We start from the raw sequence: 16,977 nt of genomic DNA on the forward strand, positions 1-16,977 counted from the left end.
ACTTCTGGCGTTGATTTTTGGCACGCTGTTGAGTTCTCAAGGAACGGACGCTTCCTTTGTACTCACCCTCTCGGGCTTTCCTCCGGGCTTTCGTTCTTCTTTCTTGCGTTTCCGACTCTATCAGAGTCAGTTCCGCTTGCTTTCCAGGTTCTTCGCTTTCGCGTTTTCCCTTTCCGGCGATTCCGACTCTATCAGTGTTCTTCCAGCTCCCTGACCACTCACTCGATTCACCGGGAAGGCAATACGAAGAGCAGCACGGATCAAGATCTGTACTGAAGAGGAGGATTCCCGTCCATCGGCTGTTCGCGAGAAGTTCACGCGGCACGTCCTGGCGGGAGTCACGACAGTACAGGGCCCGTGGTGCCCAAGCAAATCGATTCAGGCGTATGGTCTAGTCCACTACGTCGTCGCGGTCGCGCGTCGTGCCCTCCCGCAGGGGGTGCACATCGAGCGAACCGGGACGTGTCATGACATACCCTTCTGAAAGTACGTCGTCACAGCACAGGTTGTGACGGCGACACGTAGAAGCCCCACCCCTGGGAGGCCCCCCATGACCAGCGTGACGTCCCCACTCGCCGGGCGCGCCATCGGACTCGCGGCAGTGCCCGATCCGGTGTTCTCCGGCGCAATGGTGGGTCCGGGCACCGCTATTGACCCCGTGCGCGAGCCGTCGGAGGCGGTGGCCCCCGTCGACGGTGTGGTCGTCTCCCTGCACCCGCACGCGTACGTAGTCGTCGACGGCGAAGGGCACGGCGTACTCACCCACCTCGGGATCGACACCGTGCAGCTCAACGGCGAGGGCTTCGAGCTGCTCGTCAACAAGGGCGACACCGTGACCCGTGGCCAGGCCGTCATCCGTTGGAACCCGCAGGCCGTCGAGGCCGCCGGCAAGTCGCCGATCTGCCCCGTCGTGGCGCTGGAGGCGACCGCGGACTCCCTGTCCTCCGTCGTCGAGTCCGGAGACGTGAAGGCCGACGACGCCCTGTTCAGCTGGCAGTGACCTCGTCCGCCTGCACGGGCGAGTCGGACATCCACCGCGGCGGCTGGGCCCGCCGCTCAATCGGAGACGGGTGAAATGGAGACAACGCTGCGAGGCGTCGGCGTGAGCCACGGTGTGGCGATCGGCGAGGTGCGGCACATGGGCACGGCGGTACTCGAGCCGCCGGCCAAGCAGATCACCGCGGACGAGGCGGAGCGCGAACAGGGGCGCGCCCGCAAGGCCGTGGAGGCTGTGTCCGCCGACCTGATCGCACGCGGCCAGCTGGCAGGCGGCGAGGCCCAGCACGTGCTGGAAGCCCAGGCGATGATCGCCACGGACCCCGAGCTGATGGCGGACGTCGACCGGCGCATCGCCGTCGGCAGCACGGCCGAGCGCGGCGTGTACGACGCGTTCGCCTCGTACCGCGACCTGCTCGCGGGGGCCGGGGAGTACATGGCCGGCCGGGTGGCCGACCTGGACGACGTGCGGAACCGCATCGTGGCGCGGCTGCTGGGCGTGCCGATGCCGGGTGTGCCGGACAGCGACGAGCCGTACGTGCTGATCGCGCGGGACCTGGCCCCCGCCGACACCGCGCTGCTCGACCCGGCGCTCGTCCTCGGCTTCGTCACCGAGGAGGGCGGCCCGACCAGTCACAGCGCGATCCTCGCGCGGGCACTGGGCGTGCCGGCGATCGTGGCGCTGCCGGGTGCCGGTGAGATCGCCGAGGGTACGGTCATCGCCGTCGACGGCAGCACCGGTGACCTGTTCGTCGAGCCGACCGCCGAGAAGCGGGCGGAGCTGGAGGCCGCGGCCGCCGAGCGCAAGGCCGCCCTCGCGGCCTCGTCCGGTCCGGGTGCGACCTCCGACGGGCACAAGGTGCCGCTGCTGGCCAACGTCGGCGGCCCGGCGGACGTGCCCGCTGCCGTGGAGGCCGGGGCCGAGGGTGTGGGCCTGTTCCGCACCGAGTTCCTGTTCCTGGACGACAGCAAGAAGGCGCCGTCCGAGGAGAAGCAGATCGAGTCGTACCGCAAGGTGCTCGAGGCCTTCCCCGAGGGTCGTGTCGTCGTACGTGTCCTGGACGCCGGCGCCGACAAGCCGCTGGACTTCCTGACGCCGGCCGACGAGCCGAACCCGGCGCTGGGCGTGCGCGGTCTGCGGTCGCTGCTGGACCACCCGGACGTGCTGCGTACGCAGCTGACCGCGCTGGCCAAGGCGGCCGAGGGCCTGCCGGTCTACCTCGAGGTCATGGCTCCGATGGTGGCCGACCGGACGGATGCCAAGGCGTTCGCGGACGCGTGCCGCGAGGCCGGGCTGCGGGCGAAGTTCGGCGCGATGGTGGAGATCCCCTCCGCCGCGCTCCGGGCGCGCTCGATCCTCCAGGAGGTCGAGTTCCTGTCGCTGGGCACGAACGACCTGGCGCAGTACGCGTTCGCCGCTGACCGCCAGGTCGGTGCGGTGTCGCGGCTCCAGGACCCGTGGCAGCCGGCGCTGCTCGACCTGGTCGCCATGTCGGCCGAGGCCGCCAGGGCGGAGGGCAAGAGCTGCGGTGTCTGTGGCGAGGCCGCTTCCGACCCGCTGCTGGCCTGTGTGCTGACGGGTCTGGGTGTCACCTCTCTCTCGATGGGTGCCGCTTCGATTCCCTACGTGCGGGCGACGCTCGCCAAGTACACGCTGGCCCAGTGCGAGCGTGCCGCGGCCGCGGCACGTGCGGCGGACAGTGCCGAGGAGGCCCGCGTGGCCGCCCAGGCGGTGCTGTCCGGCGAGTAGCCGGGCGGGGTGGTGTCGATCGAGGGGCCTTCGCCGGTGGCGGGGGCCCCTCGGTCGTGTCCGGTCGTGTCCGGTCCTGTCCGGTCCTGTCCGGTCCTGTCCTCCTTGTCAGTGGTTCGGCGCGGGGTCGTCCACCTCGTAGCCGGGGCAGTATTCGACGCCGGGCTCGGGGGGCACAGGGTCCCCGGAGTCGGCGTCCGTGCAGTAGGCGTTGAACACGGCAGCCGCCGAGAGCGGGACCAGACGGCCGCGGTCCAGGCGCCAGCCGTGGACCCGGTCGCCGATCCCGTCGGTGGTGCTGCGCAGCACCAGTCCCCCGGGGCCGCCGAGGGCGAGGCCGGCGGCGAGGACGGTCACGAAGTCGAGTCCATCGCGGCCCTCGATGCGCGGCGGGCCGTCCCGGTGGTCCGGGACGACCTCGGCGTGCAGGACGGCGACGAGCTGTTCGTCCTGGGTCGGGACGCTGCAGACGAGGTGGTGGTGGCCCGGCCCGGCGCCCTCGACGAGGCGGGTGAGCGCCCCGCGCGCGCGGGTGAAGGAGGCGTGGCCGATGTCCTCGCCGCAATCGGCGCAGCTGCCGACGCCGGCGAGCAGGGTGGTGGCGCACTCCCAGGTGGCCTGGCGGACCGCCTCGTCGACGAGGAGCGGGACGAGCTCGTCGATGGGCTGGCCGGTGTAGGGCAGTACGGCCCCGGCGCCGGCCAGTTCGGCCGTGAAGCGGCTGCGGGCTTCGACGGTGTCCGGGTCGATGCCGTGTTCCCCGCAGAACTCGGCGTACTCGTCGGGGTCGAAGAGGGCGACGGTGGTGTGGATGCCCTGGGCCGCGAGGGACCGGAGCAGGTCGTCGACGTGGCGGAGGTAGTCGCTGTAGTCGTCGTGGTGGTCGAAGGTGAAGCTGCGGTAGCCGCGCATGGCCGCGAAGTCCCCGGCGTCGGCCAGGAGGCCGACGGTGCTGGGGACTTCGCGGCGCAGCTTGCGGCGCCGGGTGGTGCGGCCACCGGCCTGCGAGGCTCGCGCGGCCCGCGCGGCCTTCCCGGTGGTCTGGCTGGTGTCGTGGCGTGTCCGTGGCATGGCTCCCCCTGAGTGACGCATTCGATTGCTCACTCACAGTAACCAGTGCCACTGACAGTGACCTCAGTCGCGCGTGCGGGTGCGGGCGAGCTCCTCGTAGAAGTGCAGGAGTTCGAGGTTGTCGACCGAGCCCGGGTTGACCGCCTTCGCCATCGGCGTGCCCTGGAGGAGGCGCTTGACCGGGACCTCGATGCGCTTGCCCGTCAGGGTGTGCGGGATGGCCGGGACCTCGATGACCTCGTCGGGGACGTGGCGCGGGGAGAGCTCCTCGCGGATCGTCGCCTTGATCCGGCCGCGGAGGTCGTCGTCGAGGGTCGCGCCGGGTGCGAGGTGGACGAACAGCGGCATCCAGTAGCCCCCGTTCGGCTCCTCCAGGCCGATGACCAGGGACTCCTTGATCTCGGGGAGGCGTTCGACGGCCTCGTAGATGTCGGCGGAGCCCATCCGGACGCCCTGCCGGTTGAGAGTGGAGTCCGAGCGGCCGTGGATGACGACGGAGCCGCGGTCGGTGATCGTGATCCAGTCCCCGTGGCGCCAGACGCCGGGGAACATCTCGAAGTAGCTGTCGCGGTAGCGGCTGCCGTCGGGGTCGTTCCAGAAGCGGATCGGCATGGAGGGCATCGGGTTGGTGACGACCAGCTCGCCGACCTCCCCAACCAGCGGCTTGCCGGACGGGTCCCAGGACTGGAGGTCGGTGCCGAGGCAGGCGGCCTGGAGCTCGCCGATGTGGACGGGGAGGGTGGGGACGGCGCCGGCAAAGCAGCTGCAGACGTCGGTGCCGCCGCTGACGGAGGCGATCCAGAGGTCTTCCGCCACCTCGTCGTGCAGCCAGCGGAAGCCGTCGGGCGGCAGCGGGGAGCCCGTGGTCGCCACGCACTTCACGGCGGAGAGGTCGAAGTCCCGGCCCGGGTGGACCTCCGCCTTGCGGCAGGCCATGACGTACGCGGCGGAGGTCCCGTACAGGGTGGCCCCGGTCCGCTCCGCGATCCGCCACTGGGCCCCGGTGTCGGGATAGCCCGGGCTGCCGTCGTACAGGATGACCGTCGTCCCGGTGAGCAGGCCGGAGACGAGGAAGTTCCACATCATCCAGCCGGTGGAGGTGTACCAGAAGAACCGGTCCTCGGGGCCGAGGTCGCAGTGCAGGCCGAGCTGCTTCAGGTGCTCCAGGAGGATGCCGCCCTGGGACTGCACGATCGCCTTCGGCAGGCCCGTCGTACCCGAGGAGTAGAGCACCCAGAGCGGGTGGTCGAAGGGGACCGCCTCGAAGACGGGCTCGTCGGTGCCGGAGGTCAGGTCCGACCAGGCGACGGCTCCTTCGGGGGCCTCCGTGCCGAGCAGCGGGATGTGGACGACGGCGCGCAGCGAGGGGAGCTCGGCGCGCAGTTCGGCGACGGTGTCGCGGCGGTCGTGCTCCTTGCCGCCGTAGCGGTAGCCGTCGACGGTGAACAGGACCACCGGCTCGACCTGCTGGAAGCGGTCGAGGACGCTGCGGGCGCCGAAGTCGGGGGCGCAGGAGGTCCACACGGCGCCGACGGCGGCGGTGGCGAGGAGCGCGGTGACGGCCTCGGGGATGTTGGGGAGGTAGCCGCTCACTCGGTCGCCGGGGCGTACGCCGAGGGCGCGCAGCTCGGCGGCGAGTGCGCCGACCTGGCGGCGGAGCTCGGCCCAGGTGACGGGGGTGGCCTCGTGGGTCTCGTCCACGTACAGCAGGGCGGCCTCGTCCGCGCGCGCCGGATCCTCGGCGGCGCGCAGGGCGTGCTCGGCGTAGTTGAGGGTGGCGCCCGGGAACCAGTGCGCGCCCGGCATGGAGCGGTCCGCGAGGACGGACTCGTACGGGGTGGTGAACCGGACGTCGAACCACTCGGCGACGGCCTGCCAGAAGGTGTCGAGCTCGTCGACGGACCAGCTGTGCAGTGCGGGGTAGCCGCCGTCCGCGGGGGCTCCGAACCGCTCCGCGGCCCAGGCCTGGAAGGCGGTGATGCGGGCCGCGGCGATCCGCTCGGGGCCCGGGGACCAGAGGGCTTCCGGCGGGGTGGCTGAGGTCATGGGTCGGCTCCCGGTCAAGTCTGCGGCTCGCGCGTCGTGTGCGTGATGTGTGCGTGGCGTGCGTACGGCGCCGCCGCGCGGTGGGTGTGCGCGGCGGCCCACAGGGACCATGCCATGTGATCCACCTCCGCACCAGGGGCCTCTTGGACGAGTGAACGGAAGTTGAACGCCGCCCGCTCGCCGGGCGGCCGGTGGCAGGGTGAGCAGCATGAACGGTCGCGATCTGGTGCGTGCGGTGAAGGAAATCGGTACGGAGCGCGGGCGGCGCGCGTGGCGCTCGGCCCTGCGCAACCGGCGCGCGGACGCGCTGGGGCTCCCGCGCCGGGGCGCGGAACGGGCCCGCGTGCCGGGCCTGCTGACCGGTACGGAGGCACGGCCCGGCGGCGGGGTGCTCCGGTTCACCCGCTCGGAGCTCCTCGTACGGGTCACGGCGGGCGGCGCGGTGTTCTGGGGCTGGGACGGGGCCGGGCCGACGCCCTCGTACGCGCTGGTCGGCAGCGGCCCGGAGCCCGATCCGCGGGCCGTGCTGGAGCCGGACACCGGCGGCGGCTGGCGGGTGGTGTCGGAGCGGGTGACGGTGGCGGTGTCCCGGCACGGGGCGATCGAGGTCCGCACGCCCGGCGGGACGGTGCTGCGCCGGGAGCTGCCGCCGCGCTGGTGGGAACCGGCGGAGCCGGTCGCCGGGGAGCCCGTCGAATCGCGGTGGCTCCAGCGGGCGGAGGTGCCGGCGGACGCGCGGTTCTTCGGGTTGGGCGGGCGGGCCGGCGGTCCGCGGCTGCGCGACGGGGTGTACCGGCTGTGGAACACGGACCCCAAGGGCGGCTTCGGGCCGGGTGACGATCCGCTGTACATCACGATGCCGGTGCAGATGGTGGTGGCGGACGCGGGTACCCACCTGGTGTTCCACGACAACTCCTGGGACGGCCGGGTGGCGCTGCGCGAGGGCGAGGAGGGCGCCGGCTCGGGGGCGGACCGGCCGGGGGCGAGCGAGCTGCGCATGGAGGGCGGGCCGCTGCGCTGCTGGGTGCTGGTGGGGACGCCGGCGCGGGTGCTGCAGGGCTGGTCGGGGCTGACGGGCGGGGCCGCCGTACCGCCGGAATGGGCGCTCGGGTACCAGCACGCGCGGTGGGGGTTCGGGAGCGCGCAGGAGGTGCGGCGGGTGGTGTCGGGCTACACCGCGCGCGGGCTCCCGCTGTCGGCCGTGCACCTGGACATCGACCACTACGACGAGCACCGTGTCTTCACGGTGGACAAGGAGCGGTTCCCGGATCTGCCCGGGCTGGCGCGGGAGCTGGCGGAGCAGGGCGTACGGCTCGTGTCGATCGTCGACCCGGCGGTGAAGGCGGGCGACGCCGTCCACGAGGCGGGCCGCGCGGTGGGGGCGGGCGGGGCCTTCGTACGGGACGCGCGGGGGCAGGAGGTGCGGGGCGAGGTCTGGCCCGGCGAGTGCGCGTACCCGGACTTCACGGATCCGGCGGTGCGCGGCTGGTGGGGCGGGCTGTACGCGGAGCGGCTGGAGCAGGGGTTCGCCGGGGTGTGGCACGACATGAACGAGCCGGTGTCCTTCGCGCCGTTCGGGGACATGACGCTGCCCCGTTCGGCGCGGCACGCGATGGACGGCGCGGGCGGGGACCACCGGTCCGCGCACAACGTGTACGCGCTCGGGATGGCGCGGGCGGGCTGGGAGGGGCTGGTCCGGCTGCGCCCGGCGGAACGGCCGTTCCTGTTCTCCCGGTCGGGGTGGGCGGGGATGCAGAGGTACGGGGGCACCTGGTCCGGGGACGTGGAGACCGGCTGGGAGGGGCTGCGGGCCTCGCTGGCGCTGGTGCTGGGGCTCGGCCTGTGCGGGGTGCCGTACTCGGGCCCGGACGTCGGCGGCTTCGGGGGCTCGCCGTCGCCGGAGCTGTATCTGCGGTGGCTCCAGCTGGGGTCGTACCTGCCGCTGTTCCGGACCCACTCGGCGATCTGGGCCGGGCGGCGGGAGCCGTGGGAGTTCGGGCCGGAGGTGGAGGAGGCGGCGCGGGCCGTGCTGGCGGAGCGGGAGCGGCTGCGGCCGTACTTCCTGACGCTGGCCCAGCTGGCGCGGCGGACGGGGGCCCCGTACGTACGGCCGCTGTGGTGGGGGGCTCCGGAGGACCGGGCGCTGCGGGACTGCGAGGACGCGTTCCTGCTCGGCGACGCGCTGCTGGTGGCGCCGGTGCTGGAGTGCGGGGCGGACCGGCGGGCGGTGCGGCTGCCGCGGGGGCGCTGGTACGACACCGAGACGGGGACGGCGTACGAGGGCCCCGGGCAGGTCCTGCTGGACGCCCCGCGGGGGCGGATCCCGGTGCTGGCCCGGGCGGGCGCGGTCCTGCCGGTCCGCCGGGCCGGCGACGGCGGGGTGGCGTTGGAGGCGTGGGCTCCGGCCCGGGGGCGCACGGGCGGCGGGGTGGTGATCCGGGACCCGGGACCGGGGTTCGAGGCGGGCGGGGTCGAGCGGTACGCGGTGCGGTGGGTGGAGGACGCGGTGGTGGTGGAGAACGAGGCCGGCGATCCGGTGGAGGGGGTGGAGGTGCGGGGGCTCGGTCCCGGGCTCGGGCTCGGGACGGCGCAAGGATCGCCTCAAGGATCCGCTCACGGGTCGGCGCAAGGACCCTCTCAAGGTATTCCGGGGCGGCTCTAGGGCCGGTCCAGGCGGCCGGAGGATATGCCCCTGCGCGCGGAACGGCCACGCCGCCGTCGGAACCTCGGGCAGGGGGTCGGTGGTGGTCGGGGCGAATGCGGCCGGCAGCCGTTCGCGCGGCTGGGACATCGGCCGGGATCCGAGCTCGTGGGCGCCTGCCAGCCGCTCCTGGCGTGGGGGCTGCTGGGGGGTCTTTTGGATCAGGCCGGATCAGCCCGTGGCGTCTGGTGCCGTGCATCGCAAGGCCGAGGAGGGAGTCGACGCGGTGGGGGCGCACCTCCCAGCGGTAGCCGGGGGACGTCGGCGACTGACGAGAACGCGGCGCAGTGCGGCGCCAGACGCCACGGGCCTGGGGGCACCTCCCGGCGGTGGCTGGGGGAGCATGATCCGAAAGACACCCCCTCAGGGGCGTCCCCCTCGGCGCGGCGGGGCAGGCGTCGCCGGTCGCGTCCCTGGTGGTGTTCGGGGTGGGGTCGGTCGCCGCGGTGGCGGCGGGGTTCCTGCACGGGCTGCTGCTCTTCAGGCCCGTGGCGGTACTCGGGCGGCTGACGGCCCGTGCCGGTCTCGGCGCCGCCGGCCCCGCCGGCCCACGGGTGGCTCAGCGGCCACCTGGCGTCGGCCCCCGGCTTCGGAGTGGTCCGGGCGGGCGCGGCGGCGAGCGCGGTGCTCCCGATGGCCGCGGGGGCGTTGATGCGGGTCCGGCCGGTGCCGTTGGGCGCGCCGTGGGCGCGCGATCCGGCGGTGACGGCGGCGGTGGCCGTGGCCGTGGTGGCCGTGGCGGACTTCGTCCTGCTGTCGGGGGCGTGAGGCGCGGGCGCGCGCCACATGTGCGCGAGCCGCAAGCGCCGGTCGGCTGGGCGCCGGAGCGTCGCACTCGGTGCGAGCCGGGCCGCCCGCGGTCAGCCGGTGTAGCGGCCCGCGAACCAGGCTGCCGTGGCGCGGGTGTGGAGGGGGAAGGCCAGCTCCGTCGGGGTGCGCAGGACGTGCCAGCCCGAGGTCTCGTCCGTCGGGGCCGACGGCGGGAGGGATGCCGCCGGGCGCGGCGGGAGCAGCCCGAAGAGCAGCAGGTGGCCCGCCGGGGAGCTCATGGCGTCGGCCAGGGTCACCTGCGAGGCCGGGGCGTGGATGCCCGTCTCCTCGCGCAGCTCGCGGACGACCGCGTCGCGCCAGTCCTCGCCGAAGTCCATGAAACCGCCGGGCAGGGCGATGCCCCCGAGGGCCGGTTCGATGGTGCGGGTGATCACCACCAGCCCGGTGCCCGCCTCGTCCTCGACCGGGAGCAGCGTGACGGCCACCGGGAGCGGGTTGCGGTACGTGACGGCCCCGCACGAGGCGCACGTACGGGGCCAGGCGGTCGTGTCGAACCGCGATCCGCAGGTGGAGCAGTGCGAGTCCCTCTGCTGTGCCGGCATGCGGCGATCTTATGCCAAGGGGCATGCGGGTGCGTGCAGTTGTCCTGCCGCGGTTTCGGCTCGGCTCGGCTTCGGCTTCGGCTTCCCGGTCCCTGTCGCCCCGATCCGGCCGTGAGTACCGTGCCCGCATGACTTTCGCTTCGTACGAGGAGTTCTGGCCCTACTACGTCGCCCAGCACTCCCGCGCCGCCACCCGCTGGATCCACCTCACCGGCACGCTGACCGGGCTCGCCCTCACCGCGTACGGCCTGGCGCGGGGCCGGAAGCGGTTCCTCCCCGCCCTGCCCCTGATCGGGTACGGGACGGCCTGGCCGGCCCACTTCCTGATCGAGGGGAACAACCCGGCCACCTTCGGGCATCCGGCGTGGTCGTTGCGGGGGGACGCGCAGATGATCCGGATGATGCTGGCCGGGCGCGACGCGGAGCTGGGGGCGATCGCGCAGAAGTGGCTCGCCGAGAACCCGTGTCAGGACCGCCGCCCCGTGACAGACTTCTGACGTTCCGTCAGATTGCTGTGACCGGCTGGGGAGGGGTTCCCTTGGGACGTACACGCACACCCGTAGTGAGCGGGTGGTTCACCGAGGACGGGCCGGAGGGCGGCGGCTTCCGGCTGCTCGGCACCCGGTGTTCGGCCTGCGCCGCGGTGTTCTTCCCGCGCGAGGACGCGTACTGCCGCAATCCGCACTGCCCCGGAGACGGCCGGCTCGCCGAGGTGCCGCTGTCCCCGCGGGGCCGGGTGTGGTCCTACACCGACGGGCGGTACCGGCCGCCCGCGCCGTACGTGTCCGACCCGGACGCGCCCTGGGAGCCGTACACCCTGGTCGCGGTGGAGCTGGAGGCCGAGGGGATGGTCGTGCTCGGGCAGACGGTCCCCGGTGTCACCGTCGCCGATCTCGCGGTCGGGATGGAGGTCGAGGTGGTCGGCGGCGTGCTGAACGAGGACGCGGCCGAGGACCCGGACGCGGACGCGGACACCGGGACCGTCTGGACCACCTGGCGGTTCAGGCCGACGGGAGGCGCCGCGTGAGCGCCGACATCGCCGTCCTCGGGGCCGGTATGCACCCGTGGGGCAAATGGGGCCGCAGTTTCGTCGAGTACGGGCGGGCCGCGGCCCGGACCGCGCTCGCCGACGCCGGGCTGGAATGGGCCGACGTCCAGTCGATCGTCGGCGCCGACACCGTGCGCTCCGGATATCCCGGCTACGTGGCCGGCGCGACCTTCGCCCAGGCCCTCGGCTGGCAGGGCGCGCGGGTGACCAGCGTGTACGCGGCCTGCGCCTCCGGGGCCCAGGCCATCGGGGCGGCGCGGGCCCAGATCCTGGCCGGGCTGGCCGACGTCGTCCTGGTCGTCGGCGCGGACGCGGCGCCCAAGGGGTTCTTCGCCCCGGCCGGCGGGAACCGGCCGGACGATCCCGACTGGCTGCGGTTCCGCGTACTGGGCGCCACGAACCCGGCGTACTTCGCCCTCTACGCGCGCCGCCGGATGGCCGTGTACGGGGACACGCTCGAGGATTTCGCGCAGGTGAAGGTGAAGAACGCCGCGGCCGGCGCCCTGAACCCGCTCGCCCGGTACCGCAAACCCGTCACGGCCGAGGAGGTCGCGGACTCGGCGGTCGTCGCCGATCCGCTGCGGCTGCTCGACATCTGCGCCACCTCGGACGGGGGCGCGGCGCTGGTCCTGAGCAGCATGGACTTCGCGCGCTCGCGCGGGGTCGCCGATCCGGTGCGGATCAGGGCCGTTTCGACGGTGACGCCGACGTACCCCCGTACGGTCCTCGACCTCCCCGACATCGCCACGGACTCGGTGACCGCCGTACGGCCGGCGCCGGGCTCGTTCCGGTCGTCGATCGCGCGGGCCGCGTACGAGGAGGCCGGGCTCGGGCCCGGGGACCTCTCGCTCGCCGAGGTGTACGACCTCTCCACCGCCCTGGAGCTGGAGTGGTACGAGGACATCGGCCTGTGCGCCGAGGGCGAGGGGGCCAAGCTCGTACGGGAGGGCGCGACGGCGCTCGGCGGGCGGGTGCCGGTGAACACCAGCGGCGGACTGGCCTCCTTCGGGGAGGCGGTGCCGGCGCAGGCCATCGCCCAGGTGTGCGAGCTGACCTGGCAGCTGCGCGGCACGGCCGGGGAGCGGCAGGTGGCGGGGGCCCGGGCGGGAATCACCGCGAACCAGGGGCTGTTCGGGCACGGATCGGCCGTCGTCGCGGTGCGGTGACGGGGCGGTGACCGGAGCGATGACGGGCCGGTGACCGGGGCCGTGTCCGGAGCGAAGACGGGCCGGTGACCGGGGCCGTGTCCGGAGCGGTGACGGAGGCGGTTCCGTGACGCCGGCGGCTACGCCCGGGTGACGGCGGGCCGCCCGGGGCGGACCCTGAACAGGGGCTGTTGTCCGAACGCTTGACGGCCCCCGGGGGCAGGTTCACACTCGCTCCACAGCCTCCCGCCGCGTACGACGCCGCGGCCGGGGCCCCCGTCCCCCCATGAGAGCCGCGGCCCGTACCCCAGTCGGCGGGGGTACGGGCCGCCTCCTGTGAGCCCGGGGCCTCAGCTCCCCGCGGTCAGGCTCCGGCGGCGGGCCCGGGCCAGCGACATCGCGTGTTCCACGACCCCCACCAGCACGTCCTTGACGGACTCCCGGTCCCGGGCGTCGCACAGCAGGACCGGCACCTCGGGATCGAGGTCGAGCGCCTCCCTTACGGTCACCACCGGATGGCGTTCTGCCCCGTCGAAGCAGTTGACGGCGACCGTGAACGGGATCCCCCGCCGCTCGAAGTAGTCGACGGCGGCGAAGCAGTCGGCGAGGCGGCGGGTGTCGGCGAGGACCACGGCGCCGAGCGCGCCCTGGGCCAGCTCGTCCCACAGGAACCAGAACCGGTCCTGCCCGGGCGTGCCGAACAGGTACAGCACCAGGTCCTCGCGCAGCGTGATGCGACCGAAGTCCATCGCCACGGTGGTGGTGCTCTTGCCCTCCACTCCCCCGGTGTCGTCGATGCCGATGCCCGGCTCGGACAGCAGTTCCTCGGTCCGCAGCGGTCTGATCTCGCTCACCGCACTGACCAGGGTGGTCTTGCCCACCCCGAAGCCGCCCGCGACCAGGATCTTCAGGGTCAGCGGCTCGACCGGTGACACGGCATGCATGGCACCGGTGCGGCTAGAGCGCCCGAAGGCCATCGATCACCTCACGCAGAATGGATTCATCGGGCAGTTCGGCCGGGGGTACCGGCCGGTTCACATGGACCAGTTCCTCATCGGCCAGATCGCCGATCAGGACGCGTACGACCCCGACCGCGAGGTCGAGTTCGGCCGCGAGTTCCGCGACCGACTGCGGCCGCTCCCGGCACAGCCCGAGGATGTGGGAGTGCTCGGGGGACAGGGTCAGGTCCCAGACCGGATCGTCGGCCGCCGGTTCGGCGACGACGAGCGCGATCAGGTCGAGCCGGTGCTGGCCGGCGTGGCTGGTCCGGCCGCGGGTCATGGCGTACGGGCGCACGACGGGGCCGGCCTCGTCGTCGAACCAGTGGGGGTGGGCGGGGTCGTACGGCCGGCCCGGATCGTTCTCGGCCGGATCGTTCTGGCCTGGATCGCTCATGCCGTCCGCCTCACCCTCCGGCTGGCAGCCCGGAGCGGGGAGCGGTCGCCAGGTGGTCGCCTACCCGCTTGACCATGAGGGTCATCTCGTACGCGACCTGCCCGACGTCGGAGTCGGCGTCGGAGAGCACGGCCAGGCAGCTGCCGTCGCCGGCGGCCATGACGAAAAGGAAGGCCTCGTCCAGCTCGACCACGATCTGGCGGACGCTGCCGGACTCGAAGTGGCGGCCGACGCCCTTGGCCAGGCTGTGGAAGCCGGAGGCCACGGCGGCCAGGTGCTCGCTGTCCTCGCGGGTCAGGTCCTTCGAGCTGCCCGTGGGCAGGCCGTCGCCGGAGAGGACCACGGCCTTGCGGATGCTGGCGACCCGGTCGACGAGCTCGTCGAGGAGCCAGTTGAGCGGACCGGAGCCGCGGCCCCGGGTGTCGTTGCCGGTCTGCGGTGCGGTCATCGACCGTCCCCCTCGTTCTCGTTTCCGGGACCTGTGGCGGCGGAAGTACCTGCCCCGGTTCCGGACTGCTGCTGTGCCTGCTGGGTGCGGCCCGCCGTCCAGCCGCGCTGGAGTGCGGACATACGCGTACGTACCTCTTCCGCGTCGCGGTGGACCAGCTGGTCCGCGGCGGCTTCGGCGGGTGCGGGGGCCTGGGCGTTCTTCAGCTGGGGTGCCAGGTTGGCCTGGCGGACGCGCTTGGGCAGCCCGCCGGGGCCCTGGGCGGCCGGCGCCGGCTCCGCGGCGGGCTGCGGGACGGCGGTGACCGGGCGGGGCTCCACGCGACGGCCGTGCTCGGCGACCAGCGTCGGGGTGGGCCTGCGGCGGGGCAGCGGCACGGCGCCGGGGGACCGGGTCCCGTCGGGGCGGCCGCCGCGGACCGGGTCGGCGCGGTGGCTGTCCAGCCGGACCGGGCCGGTGGGGGCCAGCGGCTCCCGCTCCCGCTCGCGCTCCGGGCCGGCCTTGCGGTCGGTGCCGTTGCGGTCGGTGCCGCTCTTGCGGTCGGTGTGCGCCCGGTCCGCCGGGCGGATCCCCAGCAGGGCGCTGCGCGGGGTGCCGTTCGGCGGGGTCTCGTCGTCGAGGGTGGCCATGGCGGGGCGGCCGCCGACGCCGGTGAGCCCGGCGATCCCGGTGGTGATCTCGTCCAGCGCGGCCGGGTCGTCGAGGCCGTCCAGCCCGAGCACGCCGAGCGGGGCCTCCAGCTCGACCGGACCGCGCGGTTCGGGGGCGGCGAGCGAGCGGCCGGCCGGGGCGCGCTCCATGGCGGCCGGGGCGGGCCGGGCGGAGCCCTGGCCGTTCCTGGCGCCGAGGCCGGCCCGGCCGCCCTTGCCGTCGCCGAGGCGCAGGCCGGTGCCGTGGGTGTCGGGGGCCTCGGTGAGCAGGGCGGCGGGGAGGAACACCACGGCGGTGGTGCCGCCGTACGGGCTGGGCTGGAGGACGACCTTCACGTCGTGGCGCTGGGCGAGGCGGCTGACGACGAACAGGCCGAGGCGGTCGGTGTCGGAGAGCTCGAACTCGGGGGTCTCGGCGAGCCGGAGGTTCGCGTCGAGCAGCGCCTCCGGGTTCATGCCGAGGCCGCGGTCGTGGATTTCGAGGGTGAAGCCGTTGGCCACGCGTTCGCCGTGCACCTGGACGGCGGTGTGCGGCGGGGAGAACACCGTGGCGTTCTCCAGGAGTTCGGCGACGAGGTGGGTGACGTCGGCGACGGCGGGGCCGGCTATGCCGAGCCGCGGCAGCCTCCGTACCTCGATGCGCTCGTAGTCCTCGACCTCGGCGACGGCGGCCCGTACGACGTCCATGAGCTGGACGGGCTTGCGCCACTGGCGGGAGGGGGCCGCGCCGGAGAGGATCACGAGGCCTTCGGCGTGGCGGCGCATGCGGGTGGTCATGTGGTCGAGGCGGAAGAGGTCGGCGAGCTCCTCGGTGTCCTCGGTGCGCCGCTCCATGGTGTCGAGCAGGGTCAGCTGGCGGTGCAGGAGGACCTGGTTGCGGCGGGCGAGGTTGACGAACACCTCGGAGACGCCCCGGCGGAGCTCGGCCTGCTTGACGGCGGCCTCGACGGCGGCGCGCTGGAGGGTGTTGAGGGCCTGGCCGACCTGGCCGACCTCGTCCTTCTCGTACTCCAGGCGCGGGGCCTCGGTCTCGATGTCCACGTGTTCGCCGGCGGCGAGGCGGCGCATGACGGCGGGCAGCCGGACGCCGGAGACCTCGTGGGCCTCCTTGCGGAGCCGGGAGAGGTCGCGGACCAGGTCGCGGCCGATGCGTACGGAGAGGACGACGGAGAAGACGAGGGCGATGAAGCCGAGGACGCCGGCGATGGCCGCCTGGACGAGGACGTCCATGGCGACGGGTTCGACGCGCTTCTGGTAGCGGTCGCCGGCGGCGGTGCCCATGGCGGCGAGGTCGTCGAGGACCTTGTTCGCGGCCTCGTCCCACTGGGCGGCGGTGATGCGCGGGTTCTTGCCCGTGCCGCCGGTGATGAACCGCTCCTCGGCGTCGCGCAGCGGCTTGGTCTCGGGGCCGCCCCAGTACTGCTCGAACTGCTCGCGGTCGTCGGCCGGGAGGATCGCGAGGTTGAACTCGTAGAGCAGCGCGCGGTTGGCGGCGAAGTCGGAGACGTGCCGGACGTCCGCCGGGGTGACGTTGCGGGCGGCGAGGGCGGCCGCGATGACGGCGTCCTCGCGGGAGAGCGTCTCGCGGGCGCGGGTGATGCCGACCAGGGCGCGGCCCTGCTTGTCCATCTCCACGTTCTCGAGGGCGTGGAGGTTCAGGAGGAAGTCGTAGCAGGGGTCGACGAGCCGGCTGTAGAGCTCCAGCGCCTGGTTCGGGTCGAGGGTGTTCTGGTCGACGGAGCGGCGCAGTGCCCCGATGCCGTGGAAGGCGTCGAGGATGGAGTCGAGGCGCTGGGCGGCCTCCGGGGCGAGCTCGTCGGAGACCTCGGGGTCTTTGGCGTTCTTGCTGATGCGGTCGACGAGTTCGTCGGTGGCGGCGCGGCGCTTGGTGAGTTCGGCGGTGGCGGTGGAGGCGCGGGGGTCGCCGAGGACGACGAGGGTCTGGCGGCGTTCCTTCTGGATGACGCGGACGACGTCTTCGACGGGGTAGCCGACCTTGTCGATGACGTAGGCCACGTCGAGGAGTTCGAGGGCCTGGCGGCCGGTGAGCACGGTCGCGAAGCCCCAGAGGGCGGTGAGGGAGACGAGCGGCACAAGGAGCAACGCCACGATCTTCCGGCGGATGGACTTCCCGCGAAAGCGCATGGCCTCCCCAGCCTCCCCCAGCTCAACCCCGTTGTCGGGGGTCGGTGTTCCGTCATTTAAACGGCGTGAGCCTACTACTGCCGGGGAGCGGCTTCGAAGGCGTGTCCGGACGTTTTCGGCCGGGGCTCTAGGCGTAGATCACCAGTTGTCCGATACATCCGGTCAAGTGCGGTCCGTTATGTGGCAGATGACACTTGGTGGGGTGTCGG

General features: G+C 73.4%; 15 protein-coding genes. 8 read left to right on the plus strand and 7 right to left on the minus strand.

Annotated elements, in window-relative coordinates; genetic code table 11:
- From ADK52_RS44110 to ptsP, 3 genes are all read left to right on the plus strand, one after another.
- Positions 1-214 (plus strand): hypothetical protein (locus ADK52_RS44110; protein ID WP_234344346.1); only part of this gene is annotated, 214 nt, incomplete at its 5' end.
- Positions 215-550: 336 nt separating this feature from the next.
- Positions 551-1,000, plus strand: coding sequence for a PTS sugar transporter subunit IIA (locus ADK52_RS32385; protein WP_053693430.1), 450 nt, complete (start codon positions 551-553; stop codon positions 998-1,000).
- Positions 1,001-1,075: 75 nt separating this feature from the next.
- Positions 1,076-2,746, plus strand: a complete 1,671-nt coding sequence (gene ptsP, locus ADK52_RS32390; RefSeq protein ID WP_053693431.1) for a phosphoenolpyruvate--protein phosphotransferase — start codon at positions 1,076-1,078, stop codon at positions 2,744-2,746.
- A 108-nt stretch (positions 2,747-2,854) separates the two neighbouring features.
- Here ptsP and ADK52_RS32395 read toward each other — a convergent pair whose 3' ends face one another.
- Entirely contained in the window at positions 2,855-3,817 is a 963-nt protein-coding gene (locus ADK52_RS32395) for a hypothetical protein (RefSeq protein ID WP_053693432.1), read from the minus strand.
- 63 nt (positions 3,818-3,880) lie between these two features.
- Positions 3,881-5,863 (minus strand): acetoacetate--CoA ligase, encoded by a 1,983-nt coding sequence (locus ADK52_RS32400; protein ID WP_053693433.1) that lies wholly within the window; start codon positions 5,861-5,863, stop codon positions 3,881-3,883.
- A 208-nt stretch (positions 5,864-6,071) separates the two neighbouring features.
- On the opposite strand from ADK52_RS32400, the gene ADK52_RS32405 reads away from it, so the two are divergent.
- Together ADK52_RS32405 and ADK52_RS32410 are read left to right on the plus strand one after the other, a co-directional pair.
- Positions 6,072-8,525, plus strand: coding sequence for a glycoside hydrolase family 31 protein (locus tag ADK52_RS32405; RefSeq protein WP_078988767.1), 2,454 nt, complete (start codon positions 6,072-6,074; stop codon positions 8,523-8,525).
- 555 nt (positions 8,526-9,080) lie between these two features.
- Positions 9,081-9,332 (plus strand): hypothetical protein, encoded by a 252-nt coding sequence (locus ADK52_RS32410; RefSeq protein WP_053693434.1) that lies wholly within the window; start codon positions 9,081-9,083, stop codon positions 9,330-9,332.
- Between the two features lie 92 nt (positions 9,333-9,424).
- Here the strand turns inward: ADK52_RS32410 and ADK52_RS32415 are convergent, their stop codons facing one another.
- On the minus strand, positions 9,425-9,937 hold the full coding sequence (locus ADK52_RS32415; protein WP_053693435.1) for an NUDIX domain-containing protein: 513 nt from the start codon (positions 9,935-9,937) through the stop codon (positions 9,425-9,427).
- 128 nt (positions 9,938-10,065) lie between these two features.
- Between ADK52_RS32415 and ADK52_RS32420 the strand changes: the two genes are divergently transcribed.
- From ADK52_RS32420 to ADK52_RS32430, 3 genes are read left to right on the plus strand one after another with little or no spacing between them, the layout of a single operon-like run.
- Positions 10,066-10,434, plus strand: coding sequence for a DUF962 domain-containing protein (locus ADK52_RS32420; protein WP_053693436.1), 369 nt, complete (start codon positions 10,066-10,068; stop codon positions 10,432-10,434).
- A 41-nt stretch (positions 10,435-10,475) separates the two neighbouring features.
- Positions 10,476-10,964 (plus strand): Zn-ribbon domain-containing OB-fold protein, encoded by a 489-nt coding sequence (locus tag ADK52_RS32425; RefSeq protein ID WP_053693437.1) that lies wholly within the window; start codon positions 10,476-10,478, stop codon positions 10,962-10,964.
- Complete coding sequence (locus ADK52_RS32430) at positions 10,961-12,151, plus strand: lipid-transfer protein (protein ID WP_053693438.1); 1,191 nt, start codon at positions 10,961-10,963, stop codon at positions 12,149-12,151. Before ADK52_RS32425 ends, ADK52_RS32430 begins: the two co-directional genes overlap by 4 nt.
- 329 nt (positions 12,152-12,480) lie before the next feature.
- Here ADK52_RS32430 and ADK52_RS32435 read toward each other — a convergent pair whose 3' ends face one another.
- Genes ADK52_RS32435 through ADK52_RS32450 form a run of 4 tightly spaced genes read right to left on the minus strand, consistent with a single transcriptional unit; the run spans position 12,481 to position 16,732 of the window.
- The gene (locus tag ADK52_RS32435; protein ID WP_053693439.1) at positions 12,481-13,107 is read right to left on the minus strand and encodes a GTP-binding protein; all 627 of its coding nucleotides are present in this window, start codon (positions 13,105-13,107) and stop codon (positions 12,481-12,483) included.
- Positions 13,088-13,525, minus strand: coding sequence for a DUF742 domain-containing protein (locus tag ADK52_RS32440; RefSeq protein WP_078988768.1), 438 nt, complete (start codon positions 13,523-13,525; stop codon positions 13,088-13,090). Before ADK52_RS32440 ends, ADK52_RS32435 begins: the two co-directional genes overlap by 20 nt.
- A gap of 10 nt (positions 13,526-13,535) precedes the next feature.
- Positions 13,536-13,973, minus strand: a complete 438-nt coding sequence (locus ADK52_RS32445) for a roadblock/LC7 domain-containing protein (protein ID WP_053693440.1) — start codon at positions 13,971-13,973, stop codon at positions 13,536-13,538.
- On the minus strand, positions 13,970-16,732 hold the full coding sequence (locus ADK52_RS32450; protein ID WP_420714967.1) for a nitrate- and nitrite sensing domain-containing protein: 2,763 nt from the start codon (positions 16,730-16,732) through the stop codon (positions 13,970-13,972). Before ADK52_RS32450 ends, ADK52_RS32445 begins: the two co-directional genes overlap by 4 nt.
- Positions 16,733-16,977: the final 245 nt, after the last annotated feature.

The sequence above is a fragment of the Streptomyces sp. WM6372 genome (genome assembly GCF_001279655.1).
In the GTDB taxonomy this organism is placed as follows: Bacteria; Actinomycetota; Actinomycetes; order Streptomycetales; family Streptomycetaceae; genus Streptomyces.

Coding starts and splice junctions, on each gene's coding strand:
- ADK52_RS32435 (WP_053693439.1), bottom strand. CDS start 13,107: ATGGCCTTCGGGCGCTCTAGCCGCACCGGTGCCATGCATGCCGTGTCA.
- ADK52_RS32385 (WP_053693430.1), top strand. CDS start 551: ATGACCAGCGTGACGTCCCCACTCGCCGGGCGCGCCATCGGACTCGCG.
- ADK52_RS32405 (WP_078988767.1), top strand. CDS start 6,072: ATGAACGGTCGCGATCTGGTGCGTGCGGTGAAGGAAATCGGTACGGAG.
- ADK52_RS32395 (WP_053693432.1), bottom strand. CDS start 3,817: ATGCCACGGACACGCCACGACACCAGCCAGACCACCGGGAAGGCCGCG.
- ADK52_RS32415 (WP_053693435.1), bottom strand. CDS start 9,937: ATGCCGGCACAGCAGAGGGACTCGCACTGCTCCACCTGCGGATCGCGG.
- ADK52_RS32440 (WP_078988768.1), bottom strand. CDS start 13,525: ATGAGCGATCCAGGCCAGAACGATCCGGCCGAGAACGATCCGGGCCGG.
- ADK52_RS32400 (WP_053693433.1), bottom strand. CDS start 5,863: ATGACCTCAGCCACCCCGCCGGAAGCCCTCTGGTCCCCGGGCCCCGAG.
- ADK52_RS32420 (WP_053693436.1), top strand. CDS start 10,066: ATGACTTTCGCTTCGTACGAGGAGTTCTGGCCCTACTACGTCGCCCAG.
- ptsP (WP_053693431.1), top strand. CDS start 1,076: ATGGAGACAACGCTGCGAGGCGTCGGCGTGAGCCACGGTGTGGCGATC.
- ADK52_RS32445 (WP_053693440.1), bottom strand. CDS start 13,973: ATGACCGCACCGCAGACCGGCAACGACACCCGGGGCCGCGGCTCCGGT.